14 protein-coding genes are annotated in these 20,340 nt (G+C 35.3%); 8 read left to right on the top strand and 6 right to left on the bottom strand.

Annotated features, from left to right (window positions below; all coding sequences use genetic code 11):
* Positions 1–9 precede the first annotated feature (9 nt).
* A complete protein-coding gene (locus ACZ446_RS10295; RefSeq protein WP_464392471.1) occupies positions 10–558 on the top strand; it encodes a DJ-1 family glyoxalase III in 549 nt (182 codons plus the stop codon).
* 165 nt (positions 559–723) lie between these two features.
* On the opposite strand, the gene glgP is transcribed toward ACZ446_RS10295, so the two are convergent.
* From glgP to ACZ446_RS10280, 3 genes are all read right to left on the bottom strand, one after another.
* Positions 724–2,334, bottom strand: coding sequence for an alpha-glucan family phosphorylase (glgP, locus tag ACZ446_RS10290; protein ID WP_464392470.1), 1,611 nt, complete (start codon positions 2,332–2,334; stop codon positions 724–726).
* A 101-nt stretch (positions 2,335–2,435) separates the two neighbouring features.
* Complete coding sequence (locus ACZ446_RS10285; RefSeq protein ID WP_464392469.1) at positions 2,436–3,920, bottom strand: glycosyltransferase; 1,485 nt, start codon at positions 3,918–3,920, stop codon at positions 2,436–2,438.
* A complete protein-coding gene (locus ACZ446_RS10280; RefSeq protein ID WP_464392468.1) occupies positions 3,913–4,914 on the bottom strand; it encodes a carbohydrate kinase family protein in 1,002 nt (333 codons plus the stop codon). Before ACZ446_RS10280 ends, ACZ446_RS10285 begins: the two co-directional genes overlap by 8 nt.
* Before the next feature lie 212 nt (positions 4,915–5,126).
* Between ACZ446_RS10280 and pulA the strand changes: the two genes are divergently transcribed.
* The 3 genes from pulA (at position 5,127) to ACZ446_RS10265 (ending at position 10,711) form a co-directional block, all read left to right on the top strand.
* On the top strand, positions 5,127–7,046 hold the full coding sequence (gene pulA / locus ACZ446_RS10275; RefSeq protein ID WP_464392467.1) for a type I pullulanase: 1,920 nt from the start codon (positions 5,127–5,129) through the stop codon (positions 7,044–7,046).
* Between the two features lie 135 nt (positions 7,047–7,181).
* Positions 7,182–9,101: a DUF4914 family protein gene (locus ACZ446_RS10270; protein ID WP_464392466.1), complete on the top strand. Its 1,920-nt coding sequence runs from the start codon at positions 7,182–7,184 to the stop codon at positions 9,099–9,101.
* Positions 9,102–9,343: 242 nt separating this feature from the next.
* A complete protein-coding gene (locus ACZ446_RS10265; protein ID WP_464392465.1) occupies positions 9,344–10,711 on the top strand; it encodes an alanine/glycine:cation symporter family protein in 1,368 nt (455 codons plus the stop codon).
* A 108-nt stretch (positions 10,712–10,819) separates the two neighbouring features.
* Here ACZ446_RS10265 and glgD read toward each other — a convergent pair whose 3' ends face one another.
* Genes glgD through glgB form a run of 3 tightly spaced genes read right to left on the bottom strand, consistent with a single transcriptional unit; the run spans position 10,820 to position 15,168 of the window.
* Positions 10,820–11,971 (bottom strand): glucose-1-phosphate adenylyltransferase subunit GlgD, encoded by a 1,152-nt coding sequence (gene glgD, locus ACZ446_RS10260; RefSeq protein WP_464392464.1) that lies wholly within the window; start codon positions 11,969–11,971, stop codon positions 10,820–10,822.
* Position 11,972: 1 nt separating this feature from the next.
* Positions 11,973–13,154, bottom strand: coding sequence for a glucose-1-phosphate adenylyltransferase (locus ACZ446_RS10255; RefSeq protein WP_464392463.1), 1,182 nt, complete (start codon positions 13,152–13,154; stop codon positions 11,973–11,975).
* Positions 13,155–13,206: 52 nt separating this feature from the next.
* The gene (gene glgB, locus ACZ446_RS10250; protein ID WP_464392462.1) at positions 13,207–15,168 is read right to left on the bottom strand and encodes a 1,4-alpha-glucan branching protein GlgB; all 1,962 of its coding nucleotides are present in this window, start codon (positions 15,166–15,168) and stop codon (positions 13,207–13,209) included.
* Positions 15,169–15,452: 284 nt separating this feature from the next.
* Between glgB and glgA the strand changes: the two genes are divergently transcribed.
* The 4 genes from glgA (at position 15,453) to ACZ446_RS10230 (ending at position 20,302) form a co-directional block, all read left to right on the top strand.
* Entirely contained in the window at positions 15,453–17,201 is a 1,749-nt protein-coding gene (gene glgA, locus ACZ446_RS10245; RefSeq protein WP_464392461.1) for a glycogen synthase GlgA, read from the top strand.
* A gap of 164 nt (positions 17,202–17,365) precedes the next feature.
* On the top strand, positions 17,366–18,589 hold the full coding sequence (locus tag ACZ446_RS10240; protein WP_464392460.1) for a fucose isomerase: 1,224 nt from the start codon (positions 17,366–17,368) through the stop codon (positions 18,587–18,589).
* A gap of 25 nt (positions 18,590–18,614) precedes the next feature.
* Positions 18,615–19,364, top strand: coding sequence for an ATP-binding cassette domain-containing protein (locus ACZ446_RS10235; RefSeq protein ID WP_464392459.1), 750 nt, complete (start codon positions 18,615–18,617; stop codon positions 19,362–19,364).
* Positions 19,364–20,302 carry a SufB/SufD family protein gene (locus tag ACZ446_RS10230; protein WP_464392458.1) on the top strand — a complete coding sequence of 313 codons (939 nt, stop codon included), beginning with the start codon at positions 19,364–19,366 and terminating at the stop codon, positions 20,300–20,302. Before ACZ446_RS10235 ends, ACZ446_RS10230 begins: the two co-directional genes overlap by 1 nt.
* The last annotated feature ends 38 nt before the right edge of the window (positions 20,303–20,340 follow it).

Here is a 20,340-nt window from a genome sequence, read left to right as displayed (position 1 = left end):
GGCTAATTTATGGCGAAGATTTTAATTCCGTTGGCTGAAGGTTTTGAAGAAATTGAGGCAGTTACCAACATTGATGTTCTAAGACGAGCTGGACTTGATGTTATAACTGCAGGTATAGGCAGTAAAAAGATAGAGGGTGACCACGGTATAAAGATTGAAACTGATACTGAAATAAATGAAATTGATGCTGCTGATTTAGAAGCAGTTGTTTTACCTGGTGGCATGCCCGGAGCTGCTAATTTGCGTGACAGCAATGAACTGCGTAATATTATAAAACAATTAAACGAAGAAAATAAATTATGTGCAGCAGTCTGTGCTGCTCCAATTGTTTTAGAGGCAGCAGGAATCTTAGACGGCAAAAAGGCAACCAGTTATCCTGGTTTTGATAAAGATATGCCTTCCTGTAATTATCAGGAAGAGAGAGTAGTAATTGATGGTAATTTGATTACCGGAAGAGGACCAGGAGTTGCCATGGAATTTGCAATGACTATAGTAGAATATTTAATTGATGAAGAAACAAGAATAGAATTGCAGAAATCGATGCTAGTGAAAAACTAATAAAATCAAGAAAAGCCTACCCGTTGTCTGACTCACTGAGCTTTCATTTTATAACGAATAGTCAGCTCAGCATTAGGAAATCGAGTCCGTCAGACAGATTCGGGTAGGCCTTAATTTTATTTAGCTGTAGTCGTCGTGGAGACTATGCTAAATATCTTTATTCTTTTATTTATTATACATTTCCGCATAATATCTTTCTAGCATTTTTTTAGCAGAGAATCTTTCGTAAGTTGTAGCAATACTTTCGGTCATCATATCTTTCCAGCGATCTTTATTGCCGTAGAAAGTAGGAACAACTTCATTTAATAAGACTCTGTAGAGTGCGTAAAGATCACTTTCATCCTGACCTTCACCTACATAACCATCGCCAAACTGCCAGCCATTAATTCCGTGCTCACAGCCTTCAACCCACCAGCCATCAAGAATACTCAAGTTCAGGCCGCCGTTCATAGCTGCTTTCATACCTGAAGTACCACTGGCTTCAAGTGGTTTGCGGGGATTGTTTAACCAAATATCAACACCGCGGGTCATGTAGCGGGCAATTTCCATATTGTAATCTTCTAAGAAAACTACACTGTTTGGAAATTCTTTCGCTTTTTTGACAAGGTTTGCTACTATTTGTTTTCCATTATCATCTGTTGGATGGGCTTTACCTGAAAAGACTAGCTGAATATCACCAGATTCTAAATAAGGATCAATTAGATCTGATTTTTTAAAGATTAAATTAGGACGTTTGTAAGCAGTAGCTCTTCTAGCAAAACCAATAATTAACTTATCTGGATTGAGCTCAGCTCCGTTTCTTTCTTTAATAAAATCGACTAACTCTTTTTTCATTGTCTGATGTGTTTTATAAATAGCTTCAGTGTTACCCATATTTTCTACAATTCTATCATCAACCCAGGTGCCTCTATGAACACCATTGGTAATTGAGATAATTGGAGATTTACCGGCAACATTTTTCCACATTTCGCGTGAAGTTTGTCCGTGTAATTTAGCAACACCATTAGATATTCTGGAAAGACGTAAGCCTGCAACAGTCATACTGAAAGGACTGTCACCAATCTCTTTCATTTGCTGTCTGGTTAAAGTATTAAAAGCACTCATTTTTTTGAGGCTATCTAAACTGTGAGATTCATTTCCTTCTTTAACAGGTGTATGAGTAGTAAATACAATATCATCTTTAACATCATCCCAGGCTGTATGGAAGTCCATGCCAGTTTCCATTTTTTCTCTGATCAATTCAGTTCCCGCTAGAGCAGCATGTCCTTCATTGAAATGATAGATATCGATGTTGAGTCCTAGTTTGCGTATAGCCTTAACTCCCCCGATTCCTAAAGCAATTTCCTGAGCAATTCTTTTTTCATTAAACCCGTCATAAAGACCGTCAGTTATAGTTTGATACTTTCTGTTTTCTGGAAGGTTAGCATCTAAAAGATATAAGGTAGCATTATTAAATTTATCTAACTTCCAAATTTTAAGTGTAACTTCCTGCTCCCTAATTGTGACAGATACTGTTTCTCCAGTGTCTACTGCATGCTCATAAATTTCTTTATTGACAGGATGCTGGTCTTCAGGTCGACCTTCAGCATTAATCACCTGTTTTGAGTAACCTTTGCGCCATAAAAGTCCAATTCCTGTTACAGGATACGAAAATTCTTTTGCCGCTTTAAGAATATCTCCTGCTAAAATACCTAATCCACCTGCATAGATACGCATATCTTCATCTAATCCATATTCCATGCAGAAATAAGCTGTATGTGGCTTATTATTGTTCATTTACAAATCACTCCCTATAATATTAACTAACTAAAAATTTTCTGTTTTTTCTAATAATAGTTATTCCTATCTATTTATTATATCAAATTATTAGCAAATGTCTATTTTTTAAAAACATTTTCTTTAAATCTTTCTAACAATTTATGCTCATTATCGCTATCAGGCAGGAAATAATAGGCTGGAATTTCGCTGTGAATCACTGGTATTTCAAAACTCAAGCCTTTTGCCATAGCTTTAAGATAGCGCCTGGCAGTCTGCTCCCATGTATATTTACTTTCTACTCGTTCTTTAGCTTTTAATTGATAATCCCTCCAAATTGAACTTTTACCTACAATTTTTTTGAGTCCTCTTGCTATATCAGCAGGATCTTCGGGGTCAATTAAAATTCCAAATTCATCATCAGCCATAATCTCACTTTGACCACCATTTTTAGTCACAACTGCCGGTAAACCAGCTGCCATTGCTTCTACAGGTGCCAGTCCAAATGGTTCATAAAATGAAGTTAATGAAAAGACTGATTCTCGATTAGCCAGATAACCATAGCATTCAGCCAGTTCTTTTTGACTGCTTAAGGGGAACATAGAAACTTTGCCTTTTAAATCATATTCATCAATAACTTCCATTATTTGATCTAAAATTTCTTTTTCTTCCCCGGCAGCTGAACTGTAATCTTCAAACGGATTTTCAATACCTCGGAGAGTGATTACTAAATTTGCTTTTTGCTGCAGCTCTGAATCTTCAGCAAAAGCTTTAACTAATGCTAAGTGATTTTTCTTTTGGTCAAGGCGGCTGGCACAGATAATAGCTGGTTTTTCTATCCGTTCTGTACTTAAATCTCTATTTAAATATTGCTCAATCATTTTCGCAGTTGCCTTAGAATAATTTCCGTCAAAGACATCAGTGTTTACTCCAGGTGGGATAACAGAGAACTTTTTATCATTGTCTACATCCACGGCTTCTTCATAATATGGATGTGAATATTGCTCCATTCTTTCCTGAGTAGTACTGACAATAATCTGATTAGAAAACTTCATTGTTAATCTTTCTGCTATGATGCGGCTGTGAAATTTAAATCTCTCTATCAACTGATCAAAATTAGTTTTAGAAAAATTTAATTTATCCATTTTCTGGGCTCCAAGTGAATGACCTGTAAAAGAAAAGGGAGTTTCCATCTTTTCTTTTAATAGTACACCTGCTAGACCTCCGTCACCATAATGAGTGGTAAAGAAATCTGGAAAAGCACCTTCCTCATCATAAAATTCTGCTATTGCATCAACATATTCTTTCAGGTGAGGCCACAATTTTTCTTTAGCTAAAAATTGATCTCCACCAAAAGGTAAACGAATTATTCTTAAATTATCACAATTTGGATAGCTGTCATATAGGCTGCTGAATTCAGGCCATTCAGGATCATTTATCTGCCTTGTAATTATGTCAACTTTAATTCCCATTTCAGCTAGAGCCTTACTGACTTCTTTAACATAAACCAGCTGGCCTCCAAAATCTGGATGTTCAGTCCAATAGCTGTCTTTAGGATCAAAGTTTCCCTGTGGATTTAAAAATGCTACATGTTTAATTTCACTCATTAAAATTACCTCCCTTAATTGGCTGAATATCATAATAAGATATAATTTCCATTAACGGTGGAACAGAAGATAGGGCTCCAACACCTTGAATTTTAAAAGCTGCAACTGCGTTTCCTAACTTTGCAGCTTCAATAATTGGCAGTCCTTTCAAGATTCCAGTCAAAAATCCGGACCAAAAAGAGTCACCAGCACCAGTTACATCAACAACTTTTTCTGAAAAAACAGGAATGTGAACTGGATCATTTTTCCCATCTGAAAGCAAAACTCCATCTTTACCCAGGGTTAAAATCACAATCTTAGCACCATCATTATGATATTTTTTTAGGTAATTTTCTGGATGATCCTGGCCATAGAGGTGATAGGCATCATCTAAAGAGGGTTTAATAAAATCTGCCTGAGCTAAAAGTTCTCGTATTATTTTACTCCCTTTATTGCCTTCCGGCCAGAGAATAGCTCTAAAGCTTGGATCAAAAGCAAAAATTTTATTTTTTTTAACTGCATAATCTATAGCTTTGATAGCAGTGGCTCTTGCAGGGTTTTTGGAAAGTATGAAACTTCCGGTGAAAAAAACTGAAGAATTATCTATTTTATTGTATATTTCATCGGTTATTTTTATATTAATATCTGCTCCTCGGTAAGCAAGCCAGGAAGGGGTTTTCTTACTTTTGTTAACAAAAATAATTGGTGTCCCTTCTTCCAGGTCCTGCTGCAGACAGTCGAGGTTTACACCTTCTTTTTCTAAAGTTTCTGTCAAATACTCCCCAAATTCATCTTTGCCTACTCGACTAATAAAGGCTGTTTTATTTTCTAAGCGCTGCATATTGACTAAAACATTGGCTGGAGAACCACCAAAATAGCGGGTGAAATTAGCACATTCTTTAAGTGGAGATTCTTCCCTAGAAATCATATCTAGCAAAACTTCTCCATAAGCAGTTATATCGAAATCATTTTTTTCGAAAGTCAAACTGTCATGAATTGTTAACAATAGCCTCACCTCACATTTTAATTTTTTTAGCTGCTCTTAAATATATTATTTCTACATAAATTTTAAATAACCTGTTTTTTAAAATAATTAATCTAAAAAACTGGCAGGAATAGTTGATAGGATAAAGAATAAATAATAATATAGACAGTAAATTACAATTAGAAATTTCTAAAAAACAATACTAATTTTAATAAAATTGCATTAGTTGTGGAGATGATTTTATGTTCGAAACAAAGCTAAATACCAACCCGGCAAAATTATATTATGCAGGTGATGATTTAGGCTTAACATTTTCTGAAGATAAAATACAGTATAAAATTTGGTCACCTCCTGCACAGGCAGCAGTTATTGAAATTTTTGCTGATGATCAGGGTTATAAAAAATTGAATGAATTCGAGTTGGATTCTTCAATAAGTGATACCTGGCAGGTTGAGTTTTCAAAAGAATATTATGGAGAGTATTATCGACTAAGATTAAAGCTGCCTCGAAAAGAGTATGTATTCGTTGATCCCTGGGCAAAGGCTGTTGGTACAAATAGCAGCTGTGGTTTGATTATTGATCCAGCTCGAGTGTATCCACCAACCTGGACTCATGACCAGAAAGTAGAACTTAATGATCCTGTTGACGCTGTGATTTATGAACTACATGTTAAAGATTTTTCTGCTTCAAAAGAAAGTGGAATAAGACATAAAGGTAAATATAGTGCCTTTACTGAAAGGCATAGTGTAAATAAAGAGGGGATGTTGACTGGAATTGCCCACCTTAAAGAATTGGGGATAACTCATGTTCATTTACTTCCTGTTTATGATTTTGCCTCTGTTGATGACACCAATCCTGATGATTATAACTGGGGATATGACCCTTTATACTATATGGTTCCAGAAGGTTCTTATGCCTCCAATCCGGCTAATGAAAGTAGAATTTATGAGTTTAAAAAAATGGTAAAAATTCTTCACTCTTATGGAATTGGAGTGATTATGGATGTAGTCTATAATCATACTTATCATACTCAGAATTCACCCTTTCAGAAGATTTTCCCCAATTATTTTTATCGCTTTACTGAAGATGGAAAATTTGCTAATGCATCGGGCTGTGGAAATGAGATTGCAACTGAGCGGGAGATGATGCGTAAATATATTGTTGATTCTCTGCTGTATTGGAGTAGAGAATATCATATTGATGGTTTTAGATTTGACTTAATGTCAGCTATTGATAGAGAAACCATGCTGTTAGCTGAACATAAGCTGCGCAAAGAAAATCCTTCAGTTTTAGTTTATGGTGAGCCCTGGACAGCAATTGAGCCACAGCTGCACCGCTATCAGCAGATTAAAAAAAGTGATCAGAAAGGAACCGGGATTTCTGTTTTTAATGATAATTTTCGAAATGCCCTTAAAGGAAACAGTGATGGAACCGAAAAAGGATTTATTCAGGGGAAAATTGGTTTAGAAAGAGAAATTGATGAAGGTGTAATTGGCTCTATTGGACTTGAAGAAAGACGTCTATATGGTTTTACCCTTCATCCTGGAGAGAGTATTAATTATTTTGAAGCACATGACAATTTAACGCTTTGGGATAAGCTGGCGCGTTCCTGTCCTGGAGCTGATGAAGAGCAGCGGAAGAAGATGCATAAGCTGGCCCAGACAATTTTATTTACCTCTCAGGGGGTTCCTTTTATGCTGGCTGGAACAGAATTTTTAAGAACTAAATTTGGGGATAAAAATAGTTTTTCCTCCGATATTTCTGTTAATGAGTTAAAATGGGAACGGAAAACCACTTATCGAGATCATTTTAATTATGTCAAGGGTTTAATCAATCTCCGCAGTCATCATCCAGCTTTTAGAATGAGAAAAAGAGCAGATATTAAAGAAAATTTACATTTTATAAATTCTCCATTTGGGACTGTAGGCTATGGTATTTTTAATAATGCAAATGAAGATTCCTGGAGCACAATCTTAGTTTTGTTAAATCCTTCTAAAGAGTGGAAACAGTTTTATCTTCCAGAAAATAGGACCTGGGCTATAGTGGTTGATGATCAGGAGGCTGGAACTGAGCCAATTCGATTTTTTCATTCAAATGAAGTTTTAGTTCCTCCAATTACCGGCATGGTAATTTATGCAGCAGATTTAGTTACAGGCTATTAAAAGCTTGTAGCTTTTCTGCGCTTATGATAAAATAAATAACAAGTATCTGAGCAGTGAGTATTTTTATTTATTTTTAATTTTGAAAATTTTCATTTATTTTTGAGATAAGATTAAGAAGGGAGAAGATAGCAGCTTATGGTTAAAGTTAAAAGTTTAGAAAAAGATAAAGATTTAAAAAATGTTGAACTGCCGGAAGAGGTTGAAGAATTACTTGATGCCTGTCCTAAATATACTGTTGCTCATAATGAACAGCAGCTGGTAGACCTATCTGTAAGAGATGCTAAAAATGGGTGTCAGGAAGTAAAATATAATATAACTGGACGAGGAGATGTAGTTGAGGCAGTCGTCTGTAAAGTGAGAAATGGAATTTCTGCCAATTATCCTGAAGCATATATGAGGCGAAGAGATCCCAACTGTATGTTGATTGCAGATGAGAAGGCTACTGATAAGGAAAGATATGAAAATCGTTTTGGTGAAAGATTTGAAGATAGAGTTAGGGGAGAAACCTTTGAGTGGCTAAAAGATCAGGAACTTGCACTTTTCTTTTTTGAAACTGGACCAAAGGGTTTAGGTGTTAAAGCACTGGCTGTTGTACCAGCAAATGCAGCATTTTTTGCTTTTGGTCTTTCATTACTGCAGGGTATTATTGATACTCGTGAAATGGAAGAAGTATTTAAACCTACATCTCACATTTATATTGCACCCCCTTTTCGCCATACTCATTTTAATGGTAAGCAGGTTGTAGTTCACCGTCGGCTGGATAATAAATATGAAATGTTTGCTTATAATTTATATCCTGGTCCTAGTGCGAAAAAGGGAGTTTATGGGATGCTGATTAATCAAGGAGAAAAAGAAGAATGGGTAACTTTGCACTGCTCAGCTGTTCAGGTTGTAACTCCTTACGGGAATACGGTTAATATCTCACATGAAGGAGCCAGTGGTGGTGGTAAAAGTGAGATGTTAGAGGATATGCATCGTGAACGAAGTGGTCGTCTGCTTTTTGGAAGAAATTTAATGACAGATGAAAAGTTTCATATAACCTTACCACAGGGTTGTGGTTTACGTCCAATGACTGATGATATGGCAATTTGTCATAATTCACTTCAGAAAAACAATGGTAAACTAACTTTAATGGATGCTGAGAATTCTTGGTTTGTAAGGGTTGATCACATCAATAAATATGGTACTGAGCCAAATCTTGAGTCTATAACAGCTGACCCAGAGAAACCATTATTATTTTTAAATATTGATGCTGCCCCAAATAGTACTGCTTTAATCTGGGAGCATATCGAAGATGAACCGGGCAAACCATGTCCTAACCCCAGAGTCACTATTCCTAGAGATATAATACCGGATGTTTTAAAAGATCCGTTGTCAATTGATGTTCGCAGTTTTGGTGTGAGAGTTCCCCCCTGTACTAAAGAAAATCCGACTTATGGAATTTTAGGATTATTTCATGTTTTACCACCTGCGCTGGCCTGGCTCTGGCGTTTAGTTGCACCACGTGGACATGGAAATCCAAGTATTATTACAGGTGATGGAATGAGTTCTGAAGGAGTTGGCTCTTACTGGCCTTTTGCAACAGGAAAAAAGGTTGATCAAGCTAACTTGTTATTAGAACAAATAATGGAAACTCCCAAAGTGAAATATATTTTAATTCCAAATCAGCATATTGGTGCCTGGAAGGTAGGTTTTATGCCAGAATGGATAACAAGAGAGTATTTGGCCCGTCGAGGTGGAGCCTGGTTTACAGAAAATCAGCTTCGACCTGCTCGGATGCCTCTGCTTGGATATTCTCTTCAGGAATTGCTGGTGGAAGGACAAAATATTGAAAGAGAATTTTTACAGGTTCACCGTCAGGCAGAAGTAGGAGAAAAAGCCTATGATATTGGTGGAAAGATTCTTTCTGACTTCTTTAAAAAATGTTTAAGAGACTATTTAGAACCAGGGCTGCATCCTGTGGGACGTAAAATTATTGAAACAGCTCTTAATGATGGAAATGTAGACGATTATAGTGATTTAATTGAAGGTGAGCCAATAATTAGAGAGATATAAGCAGAATTGAATTAGGTTGATTTTATCAAAATGATAAAATTATTCTTTGAATAATATATAACTATATTTAAGAACTTGGAGAAGGGCATTAATGTCCTTCTCCTTTTTAAAAGATAATCTAATATAAGAAATAAGAATTTTATTTTAAAAGTTAATGTATACATGGATAATCATTTAATTTTATTTTATTTATGATATAATTTTTTTCATAACAAAAATAAATTAACACAAGGAGGAGATCAATGCTAGACTTATTTTTAACAGTAAATAGTGCAGTAAACTCAGTTGTCTGGGGACCACCATTTTTATTTTTGCTGGTTGGAACCGGACTTTATCTTACTATTAGACTAGATTTTTTACAGTTTAAATATTTTAAGTTATCCTGGGATAAAAGTTTTGGACGTTATTTTAAACGAGATGCTGAGAATGAAGAAGGAGTTTTGTCATCTTTTCAGGCTATAAGTTCGGCAATGGCAGCTACTCTAGGAGTGGGTAATATTGCCGGAGTTAGTACAGCTTTATCACTTGGTGGTCCGGGAGCTGTTTTCTGGATGTGGGTTTCTGCTCTGGTTGGGATGGCAACAAAATTTGCCGAAGCACAGTTAGGAGTAAAGTTTAGAGAAAAAACCGGAGAAGACGAGTATAGTGGAGGAGTAATGTATTATATTGAAAATGGTATGGGAGGCAATTGGAAGTGGCTTGCTTCTTTATATGCATTTTTTGCTGGAATTGCAGCCTTTGGTATTGGAAATATGGTGCAGTCAAATACTCTGGCTCATGCTGCGGAAGATGGTTTTGCAGTGCCCAGCTGGATTACAGGAATAGTAGTTTCGTTATTAGTCGGTTTGGTTGTTTTAGGAGGAATTAAAAGAATTGGTAAGGTAGCAGAAAAATTAGTTCCTTTAATGGCAGCCTTTTATTTTATTGGTGGGGCAGTAATAATAGTTTCTCATTACTCTGAAATACCAGCTGTTATGGCCACAATATTTAGCAGTGCCTTTAATCCAGCTGCAGCTTTTGGTGGTTTTGCAGGTGCTTCTGTAAGAATGGCAGTTCGTTTTGGTATTGCTCGTGGAGTTTTCTCAAATGAGGCAGGTTTAGGAGCAGCTTCTATAGTTCATGCTCAGGCAAGAAACAAGCCAACCCGTCAAGGTATGTGGGGAATTTGGGAAGTTTTTATTGATACAATAGTTGTTGGTACTATTACGGCTTTAGTTGTTCTTTTAACCGGAGCTTTAGGAACTGGAGAAACTGGAGCGGTTCTGGCAGCTGAAGGCTTTACTAGAGGTTTACCTGGCCCTGGTGGTTATATTATTAATATTAGTATAATTATTTTTGCATATACAACTATGTTGACCTGGAGTTTTTATGGAGAAGAGAGCTGGAAATATTTATTTGGTAAAAAAATTGTAAAACCATATCGGGTTGTTTTTGTGATTTTACTCTTTGTAGGGGCAATTGGTGCTTTAGAACCAATCTGGCTTTTGGCTGATACTTTAAATGGCTTAATGGCAGCTCCAAACTTGATTGCTTTAGTTGTACTGGCTGGAGCAGCTGTTAAAGAAAAAGACAAATATTTATTAGAATTAAAAGATGATAAAAGTGCTTAGTTATTATAATTTAGTTTTTTAATTTTCTATAAATGGTAATTTGATTATCTTATCTAATTAATAAAGGCATGCAGATTTAGAAAATCTGCATGCCTTTTTTAGAATTTATTATACTATTGTATTTTTGGCAATAATCATTGGCAGATTAGTATCTCCTTTTAAAGATTTGTCAGCAGTAATTTGAACTCCCTTATCTAAAATTACATTTTCTAGATAGGCATTTTCTCCAATTACTGATTTCTGCATAATAATAGAATTTTTGATTGTTGCCCCTGGATGAACTTTTACACCTCTAAAAAGTACACTATTTTTTACCTCACCTTTAATTGAACATCCATTAGCAGCTAGAATATTTTTAGCATTGACTCCATTTTTATAAGCTGTGGGTGCCTCATCTTTTGGTTTAGTATAGATAGGACCATTCTTTAAAAATAGATCCTGCCAGACATTTGGTTTTAAGAGCTCAAGATTGCTTTTATAATAACCGTTGATTGAGTTAATTACTGCTGCATAAGATCGGAAGGGGTAACCATAAATTTTTAAATTATCCAGATTACCAATAATTGCATTTTTAACAAAATCCCATTCGCCTTTTGAAATACAGTCATCAATTATATCTAAAAGTAGTTCTTTTTTCATTATATACTTCTGCATAGAAATCTTTTTATAATAATTCTTTTTTGGATTAACTTTCATATCAATAATACGATCATTATCATCAGTATTCATTAATGTGTAAGTTGTATCTCGACGGAAGACATCAAGCTCTCGATAGATTATTGTAATGTCATTTTTATTTTCTAAATGGTACTTAAAGGCATCTCTGTAATCAATATTTGCTACCACATTTGGGCTGCAGATGATTACGTATTCCTGGGTGCTTCTTTTAATATAGTCTATATTACTGGCAAAGTTCTGTAGATCGCCTTTATAGGCTCTATTTGCCTGATAAATATGGGCGGGAGGTAGAATAAAAAGTCCATTTCGCTTTCGGTCTAAATCCCATGCTTTACCAAAACCAATATGATCCATTAGTGATCTATACTTGGTTTGAAGTAAGAGACCAACATTTGTGATACCTGAGTTAACAAGATTAGATAACGGAAAATCAATCAAGCGATAACGAGCTCCAAAGGGAACAGAGGCCAAAGAACGATGTCCAGTCAGCTTATCTAAAAATGATTCATCAAGAGCATTATTTATGATAGCCATTACATTGTTCATACTTGCTCCACCCTTTTTATAGATAGGTGTCATCATTTTATCCCACCACCATTCCTGCTTTAATATTTGAAGATTCTGGTATTACTTCATCATCACCGATTACGGTTATTTTTAAATCTTGATCTTCATTGTCTACTCCAATATGTGAGTCTTTTTCAATAATTACATTTCTGCCGACAATTGAATTTTTAATTTTTGCACCACTGCTAATACGGGTGTTTGGCAGGATAACTGAATCTTCAATAACAGCATTACGGGCAACTTTGACCCCAAAGAAGAGGACAGAATTCTTAACAGTACCCATAATTTGAGTTCCTTTATTAATCATTGAATTATCTACTACCGCATCTTCCGAAAGATATTGAGGTGGTCGGTTTGGATTAACACTATAAATAATCCAATTCCTATCCTGCAGATCTAATTCAGGCTTTTCTCCTAAAAGATCCATATGGGCCTGCCAGTAACTTTCAACTGTACCAACATCCTTCCAGTAATCTTTAAAAGTATAAGCATAAAAATTAAGTTGATCGGACATCATTTGTGGAATAATATCGTGGCCAAAATCACCTGCTGAATCATCATTTGCTTCAGCTTCAGCTTTTAAATATTTTTTAAGATATTCCCAGTTGAAGATATAAATTCCCATTGAAGCTAGATTGTTTTTTGCATTTTCTGGTTTTTCCTGAAACTCAATAATTTTTTGATCCTTATTGGTGTTCATTATTCCAAAGCGGTGTGTTTCTTCCCAGGGAACTTCCAAAACTCCAATTGTAACATCTGCATTTTTAGCTTTATGGTAATTTAACATTTCTGAGTAATCCATTTTATAGATGTGATCACCTGATAGAACCAGCACATATTCTGGGTCATGGATATCAATAAATTCTATATTTTGATAAATTGCATCAGCAGTTCCTTTATACCAGGAACCTCCTCCTTCCTTAACATAAGGAGGAAGTACAGTGACACCCCCATTGTGTCGGTCTAGGTCCCAGGAGCTTCCGCTGCCAATGTAGCTGTTTAGAATTAAAGGTTTATACTGGGTTAAAACTCCCACAGTAGTAATACCTGAGTTTGAACAGTTGCTTAATGGAAAATCAATTAAACGATATTCAGCTCCAAATGGAACTGCTGGTTTAGCAATATCTCTGGTTAAGACTCCAAGTCTGGTACCTTTACCACCAGCAAGCAGCATGGCTAACATTTCTTCTTTCGGCATTTTAATACCTCCTTTAAAGTCAGATAGACAATATAAGATTAAATTTAAATTACTATTTTTTGTTTTTGTCTGCCTTGTTTTTTTTCTTTTCTTCAGTCTCAGCAGGGTTTTTTTCTTTTTTAGCCGGCTTATATTTAAGATAAATCCCGGCAAGTGGCGGGAGATTAATGCTGATAGAATAATCAAAGCCATGGAAAGCTTTTGCTTCTGCTTTTACTCTAGCAGCAGTTTCATAGTTAGATCCTCCAAATACCTTTTGATCAGTATTTAAAATCAACTCATAGTTTCCTGGCCCTGGAACTCCAACTCGATAATTATCTCTCGGGATAGGAGTAAAATTTAGCAGGATAATTAGTTTTTGCGACCCATTTTCAGAACTTCTAATAAAACTGATCACACTTTGTTCATTATCATCAGCTTCAATCCAGCGAAAACCTTCATTTTCATGATCCAATTCCCAAAGAGCCTTTTCTTTTAGATAAACCTGATTTAATTCCTGCACGAAGTCTTGGGTGAGCTGATGTTTATCATAGTCAAGTAACAGCCAGTCCAGACTCTGTTTATAATTCCACTCGATAAATTGACCAAACTCTCCGCCCATAAAAAGTAGTTTCTTGCCTGGATGAGCATACATATAGCTGAAAAGAAGTCTTAAATTGGCGAATTTGCGCCAGTAATCTCCCGGCATCTTATCAACAAGAGATTTTTTACCGTGAACAACCTCATCATGAGAAAGAGGCAGCACATAATTTTCACTTTGACTGTACATACTAGAAAATGTTAGTTTGTTATGTTCCCACTTTCTATAAACTGGGTCTTTTTCCATGTAATCAAGAGTATCATTCATCCAGCCCATATTCCACTTAAAGTTAAAGCCCAACCCTCCTTCATGAGCAGGTGCAGTTACCAGCGGCCAGGCACTTGACTCTTCTGCTATCATGAGAATTCCGGGATAGCGGTCAAACATCTCAGTATTTAATTCCTTAATAAACTCAATTGCTTCTAGATTTTCAAAACCTCCGTATTCATTTGCAGCCCACTGCCCATCTTCTTTTTCATAATTTAAATAAAGCATATTACTGACTGCATCAACTCTTAAACCATCTATGTGAAACTTCTCAATCCAGTAATTAGCACTTGAAATTAAAAAACTCCAAACTTCGTTTTGGGCAAAATCAAAATTCAAAGTATCCCACTGAATGTTTTCTGCCCGTCTGGGATCAGAACTTTCATAAAGTTGAGAACCGTCAAATAATCTTAAACCATGGTCATCTTTACAGAAATGACTTGGCACCCAGTCCATAATAACTCCTATATTATTCTGATGGAGCTGATCCACAAAATACATAAAATCTTCTGGAGTGCCGTAACGAGAAGTTAGGGCAAAATAACCTGTAGTTTGGTAACCCCAGGAACCAGGGAACGGATATTCTGTTAAAGGCATTAACTCAACGTGTGTAAAGCCCATCTTATTTATATATGGTACAAGTTCATCTGCGATTTCCTTAAAATTCATTAATTCTCCATCATTCTGTTTCCAAGAACCAAGATGCATTTCATAAATACTTAAGGGTTCTCTGAGATGATTAGATTTTTTTCTTTTTTTAAGCCATTTTTTATCACCCCAGCTGTATTCTTTTGCTTCATAAATTTGCGAGGCAGTTTTTGGGGCTTTTTCCTGTCTGCGGGCATAGGGATCTGTTTTAACTCTAATTACACCTCTATAGCCTCTGATCCAATATTTGTAATGCATTTTATTTTCTGCACCTTCAACAAAGGTGGTCCAAATTCCGGATTCTTTAATTTTATGCATTGGATTTTTACTCTTATTCCAGTCATTAAAGTCACCAATCACACTAATTTCTTCAGCGTTTGGAGCCCAGACGGTAAAGCGAACCCCGTTTTCTTCATTTTCTTCAGTAAGATGTGCTCCTAGAAAGTTATAACTTTCATAGTGTCTTCCTTGATGAAAAAGATAACGGTCATAGTCACCAGGATAATTTTTATTTGTCATTAAACTCCCTCCTAAATCTTGATTCAAAATTTATTTAAATGAAAAGAATGAACAGAATTAACAGAAAATCTGATGTTGTATTATATATTCTCTATTTACTTTAATTTTCCTTTAATTAATCAGTTAAGATAAGATTTCTGCAGTAGCTGTCTAAAAAGTAGAATTAGTTGACATTGAACGGCAATTTTAATAAACTAAACATATAGATCATAAAAATTTAGTTGATTTTGTAAATTAGTAGGTAGTAGATAAAGATTGAGCGTATAATTATAGGAGGTGGCTCCATGGAAAAAGGGAAAAAGAAAATTTTATTTGTAGCTTCAGAGGCGGATCCATTTATTAAAACGGGAGGATTAGCTGATGTAGCTGGTTCATTACCACAGGCTCTAATTGAAGAAGGTCATGATGTAAGATTGGTGATTCCACAGTACAGACAGATTCCAGAAAAATATAAGGAAAGAATGGAAGCGGTTTGCCATTTTAGAACAAAACTAGCCTGGCGAGATACATATTTAGGTGTAAATAAATTAGTGGAAGACGGAGTTCCAGTTTATTTTATAGACAACCAATATTATTTTGATCGTGACTCAATTTATGAAAATAAAGATAAGCACGAACAGTTTGCTTTCTTTTCTCAGGCTGTATTAGATATGCTGCCTGTGATCGGATTTAAACCAGATGTTATTCATGCAAATGATTGGCAGACAGGACCTTTACCTCTGCTTTTTGCAGACCGGTATCGTCAGCAGAGTTATTACCAGGACATAAAAACTGTTTTCACCATTCATAATCTTAAATATCAGGGACAGTTTGCTGGACATTCTGCTGGAGATGTTTTAGGTGTAGCTCCTCATCACTGGGCAAGTGGTAATATCAGGCACAATGGCTTACTTAATTATATGAAAACAGGAATTATGTATGCTGATCATATAACTACTGTAAGCGAAAGTTATGCAAATGAAATTCAGACTTCCTATTTTGGCGAGGGGCTGGATTATGCTCTCAGATTAAGGGCTGATGATTTAAGTGGTATTTTAAATGGTATAAGTTATGAAAAATTTGATCCAGAAACTAATAAAAATCTTGCTGTCCGCTTCTCAAAAGGAGAAATTGATAAAAAAATTGCAAATAAGGTTCATATTCAGCAAAAAATGGGTCTGGAAGTAAATGGAGATAAACCATTGATTGGTTTTATCTCTAGGATGGTTGAACAGAAAGGTTTGGATCTGGTAAAAGCTGTTTTTGATGAAATTATGGCAACCGGAGCTCAGTTTTTAATTTTAGGTACTGGTCAAAGAGAATATGAAGAATTCTTTAAGTCAAAACAGCATGAATATCCAGATAATCTGTCAGTTAATATTAAATATGATGCTCAGCTGGCTGACCAGATTTATGCTGGAAGTGACATGTTTTTAATGCCTTCTCGTTTTGAACCCTGTGGTTTAAGTCAGCTGATCAGTTTCCGCTATGGAACTATTCCGGTAGTTAGAGAAACCGGTGGCTTAAACGATACTGTTGTTGCTTATAATGAAGAAACAGGTGAGGGTACTGGCTTTAGTTTTGCTGATTATAATGCCCATGACATGCTGCATACAATTGAAAGAGCTGTTTCATTCTATAATCAAAAAGGAATCTGGAATAAACTGGTTAATAGAGTTATGAATCTTGATTACAGTTGGCATAATTCGGCTAAAAAATATTCAGCACTCTATCATCAGCTAACTGAAGGTGCCAAACAGCAGCTTTTACAAAAAGGTGATGAATCAGAAGTTAAAATTAAGGTTTATCAACCTGATCCAAAACAAAAGTCTGCTGCCAAACAGAAGAAAGCTAAATTATCTAAAAAAATTAGTATTAACAAGGCATCAGTTTCTAAATTAGCTGAATTACCTGGTATTGGAAATGCATATGCAGAAAGAATAGTAAGTTATAGAGAGCAGAATGGTGATTTTACTAAAAAATCAGATTTAACTAAAGTTAAAGGTATCGGTAAGAAGAAATACCAAAAAATTTCAAAACTGCTTACACTATAATAAATATGTCTATTTTATAATTGAGTTTTAGACCGTCTTAATTGGCGGTCTTTTACTTGTTATTATTGATAAAAATATCACAAAAAAATAAAATACACTTTTGTTTGCTAATATGAGGTAGATTAAATATAATAGAAATAGAAAGAAAAAATGGAGGTTAGATAATGAAAATAGCGTTAGTTTCTATTGTATCTGAAGTGCATGACGAGAAAAAGGTTAATCAAAATTTAAAAGCTAAAATCAAAATTTTAGAGGAAAATTTTGAAGTCGAAAAAATTTCGGCAGATGAGATTCCTTTTACCGATTTTAATGAATATGATTTAACAATTAATTTCATTAAGACAGGGGGTTCAGAGGCTACTTTTGCTGAGAATGTAGAATATTTGCCTCAACCAGTATATCTTCTGGCAACAGAACTTAATAATTCTTTACCAGCAGCTTTAGAAATTTTGAGTTTTTTAAATGCTGAAGATCTTTCTGGGAAAATACTGCATGGAGATATGAAAGAAGTTGTATCAGAGATTGAAGAACTGGCAGCTTACAAAAGAGTGCGAGATAAAATAGCAGCTGCTAAATTTGGAATTATTGGCCAACCATCAGATTGGCTTATTGGAAGTAAGATTGATTATGAACACGCAGCTCATCACTGGGGCAGTGAATTTGTAGATGTTGAGCTTGATCAGGTGTATCAGGCGCTTGAGCATGTTGATACTGCAAAAGCTAAAAGAATAGCAGTTGATTTTTTAGAAAATGCTTCTAATATAGTAGAAAGCAGCAAAGCTGATCTGGTTGAAGCAGCAAAAATTTATTTTGCATTAAAAGATGTTATTGCTAAAAATAATTTAGATGTGATCACAATTCGCTGCTTTGATATTGTTAAGAAATTAAATACTACTGGCTGTCTGGCTCTTTCACTTTTAAATAATGAAGGTCTGATTGCAGGTTGTGAAGGTGATGTTCCAGCTGCTTTCACAATGTTCTTGGCCTATCAGCTTACAGGAGTTATGCCTTTTATGGCAAATCCTGCTGCTATAGATAAAAAGAATGATGAAATATTATTTGCCCACTGTACAGTTGCAACAGATATCAGTGAAGATTATATTATTCGTTCACATTTTGAAACAGGTATAGGTGTTGGAATTCAGGGTATATTAGAAGCAGGACCGGTAACTGTTTTTAAAATTGGGGGTGCTGGTTTAGAACAGTATTTTGTGGCTGAAGGTGAAATTATCGAGAATTTGGATTCTCCTAATGCCTGTCGAACTCAGCTTAAGATCTCTTTGCCACAGAGTTCAGACTACTTTTTAAATGATAGTATTGGTAATCATCACATAATTATACCTGGTTATCATGCAGATATAATTAATGAATTTCTAGGTATGGAATAGATCAAAAAATCACAGGAGGAATATAATGTCAAAATTATTAGAAGTTAAAGATCTGCATCTAAAAATAGAAGATGCAGAAATTTTAAAAGGGATGGAATTTTCCTTAGAAAAAGGGGAGGTTTTTGCATTAATTGGGCCAAATGGTTGTGGAAAATCAACTTTAGCCTATACTTTAATGGGAATTAATAATTACCATCCTCAAAAAGGTGAGATGAATTTTAAAGGTGAAAAAATTAATGATCTGAAAATCAATGAAAGGGCTAAAAAGGGTATAACCTTAGCCTGGCAGGAACCTGCTCGTTATCAAGGGATAACTGTTAGAGAATTTTTAGCTTTAGGTCTTAAAAGCAAAGGCGAAGAAGTGACTGAAGAAAAGTTGAGAGATGCTTTAAATAAGGTGGCTATTAATCCTTACCAATATCTTAATCGTTTTGTAGATAAAAGTTTAAGTGGTGGTGAAAGAAAAAGAATTGAGCTTGCATCTCTAATCTTGATGCACCCAGAATTAATAATTTTAGATGAACCAGACTCTGGAGTAGATGTAGTTGCCCTAAACAATATTGCAGATATGATTAATTATTTTAAAGAATCCGGCAGTGGTATTTTATTGATTACTCATTCAGAAGAAATGCTTAAATATGCTGATCAGGCGGCTCTGGTTTGTGAAGGAGAAATTATACGTCAGGGTAATCCAGCAGATATTAGTGAATACTTTAAATCTTTCTGCTATCCATGTGCAAAGGAAGAAGAATGTGAGACGGAGGTGGCCAGTTAATGAATGATTATGAAATGATGGTTGATGCCTATAAAGATGCTGGTGGGGATGATATTTTTGCTGATAGTGAAGTAGCTCATCTAGTTTTAGAAAGAGATAAAATTTTGGGTATGCATGCTGTTGAAGGTTTAGAAGTTGAAGCTGATAAAATTAGTGAAGATACGGTTAAAGTTAAGGTACTGATTAAAGAGGGTTATCAAATTAAAAATCCAGTTCATATGTGTTTTGGAGTTTTGCCAAAAGAAGGCCGCCAAAAAATTGATATGAATGTTGAAGTGCAAAAAAATGCCAAAGTTGAAGTTATTGCCGATTGTGTTTTTCCTAATGCAGTTAAAGTAGAGCATATCATGGATGCTGTAATTAATATTGCTGACGGAGGCAGTTATACATATAAAGAACACCACTTTCATGGCGATAATGGTGGGGTAGAGGTAATTGCTAAATCAGATATTAATGTAGAAGCAAATGGTAAATTAGTAACTAAATTTGATCTTTTGAAGGGTCGAGTTGGTAAAATTGATTTTGATTACGAAGCTAATATTGCTGAACATGGTACAGTAGAAATGCTGGCTCGAATCAGTGGTCAAAAGAGTGATTTAATTAAAATCAGAGAGGCTGCACATTTAAATGGTAAATCAGCTAGAGGGATATTAGATTCTAAAATTGCTTTAAAAGATCAGGCCGAGGCAGAAATTTATAATGAATTAACTGCAGATGCTGCTGAAGCAATGGGGCATGTTGATTGTACTGAAATCATTAAAGATCAGGCTATAGCGCGTGCAATTCCGATTGTAGATGTTCGTCATCCAGAGGCCAAAGTAACTCACGAGGCAGCAATTGGTAGTGTTGACAGCACCCAGCTGCAGACTTTGATGGCCCGCGGTCTTGATGAAGAAGAAGCTTCAGAAGTAATTATTCAGGGTCTGCTTAACGATTAATTTTTAAACTGCAGCTACCGTTTACCGAACCAATAATT

This window comes from Halanaerobium sehlinense (assembly GCF_055379485.1).
This window is presented reverse-complemented; position numbering and strand designations above follow the sequence as displayed.

Coding starts and splice junctions, on each gene's coding strand:
- ACZ446_RS10270 (WP_464392466.1), top strand. CDS start 7,182: ATGGTTAAAGTTAAAAGTTTAGAAAAAGATAAAGATTTAAAAAATGTT.
- glgA (WP_464392461.1), top strand. CDS start 15,453: ATGGAAAAAGGGAAAAAGAAAATTTTATTTGTAGCTTCAGAGGCGGAT.
- ACZ446_RS10235 (WP_464392459.1), top strand. CDS start 18,615: ATGTCAAAATTATTAGAAGTTAAAGATCTGCATCTAAAAATAGAAGAT.
- glgP (WP_464392470.1), bottom strand. CDS start 2,334: ATGAACAATAATAAGCCACATACAGCTTATTTCTGCATGGAATATGGA.
- ACZ446_RS10255 (WP_464392463.1), bottom strand. CDS start 13,154: ATGCCGAAAGAAGAAATGTTAGCCATGCTGCTTGCTGGTGGTAAAGGT.
- ACZ446_RS10265 (WP_464392465.1), top strand. CDS start 9,344: ATGCTAGACTTATTTTTAACAGTAAATAGTGCAGTAAACTCAGTTGTC.
- pulA (WP_464392467.1), top strand. CDS start 5,127: ATGTTCGAAACAAAGCTAAATACCAACCCGGCAAAATTATATTATGCA.
- ACZ446_RS10295 (WP_464392471.1), top strand. CDS start 10: ATGGCGAAGATTTTAATTCCGTTGGCTGAAGGTTTTGAAGAAATTGAG.
- ACZ446_RS10285 (WP_464392469.1), bottom strand. CDS start 3,920: ATGAGTGAAATTAAACATGTAGCATTTTTAAATCCACAGGGAAACTTT.
- glgD (WP_464392464.1), bottom strand. CDS start 11,971: ATGATGACACCTATCTATAAAAAGGGTGGAGCAAGTATGAACAATGTA.
- glgB (WP_464392462.1), bottom strand. CDS start 15,168: ATGACAAATAAAAATTATCCTGGTGACTATGACCGTTATCTTTTTCAT.
- ACZ446_RS10240 (WP_464392460.1), top strand. CDS start 17,366: ATGAAAATAGCGTTAGTTTCTATTGTATCTGAAGTGCATGACGAGAAA.
- ACZ446_RS10230 (WP_464392458.1), top strand. CDS start 19,364: ATGAATGATTATGAAATGATGGTTGATGCCTATAAAGATGCTGGTGGG.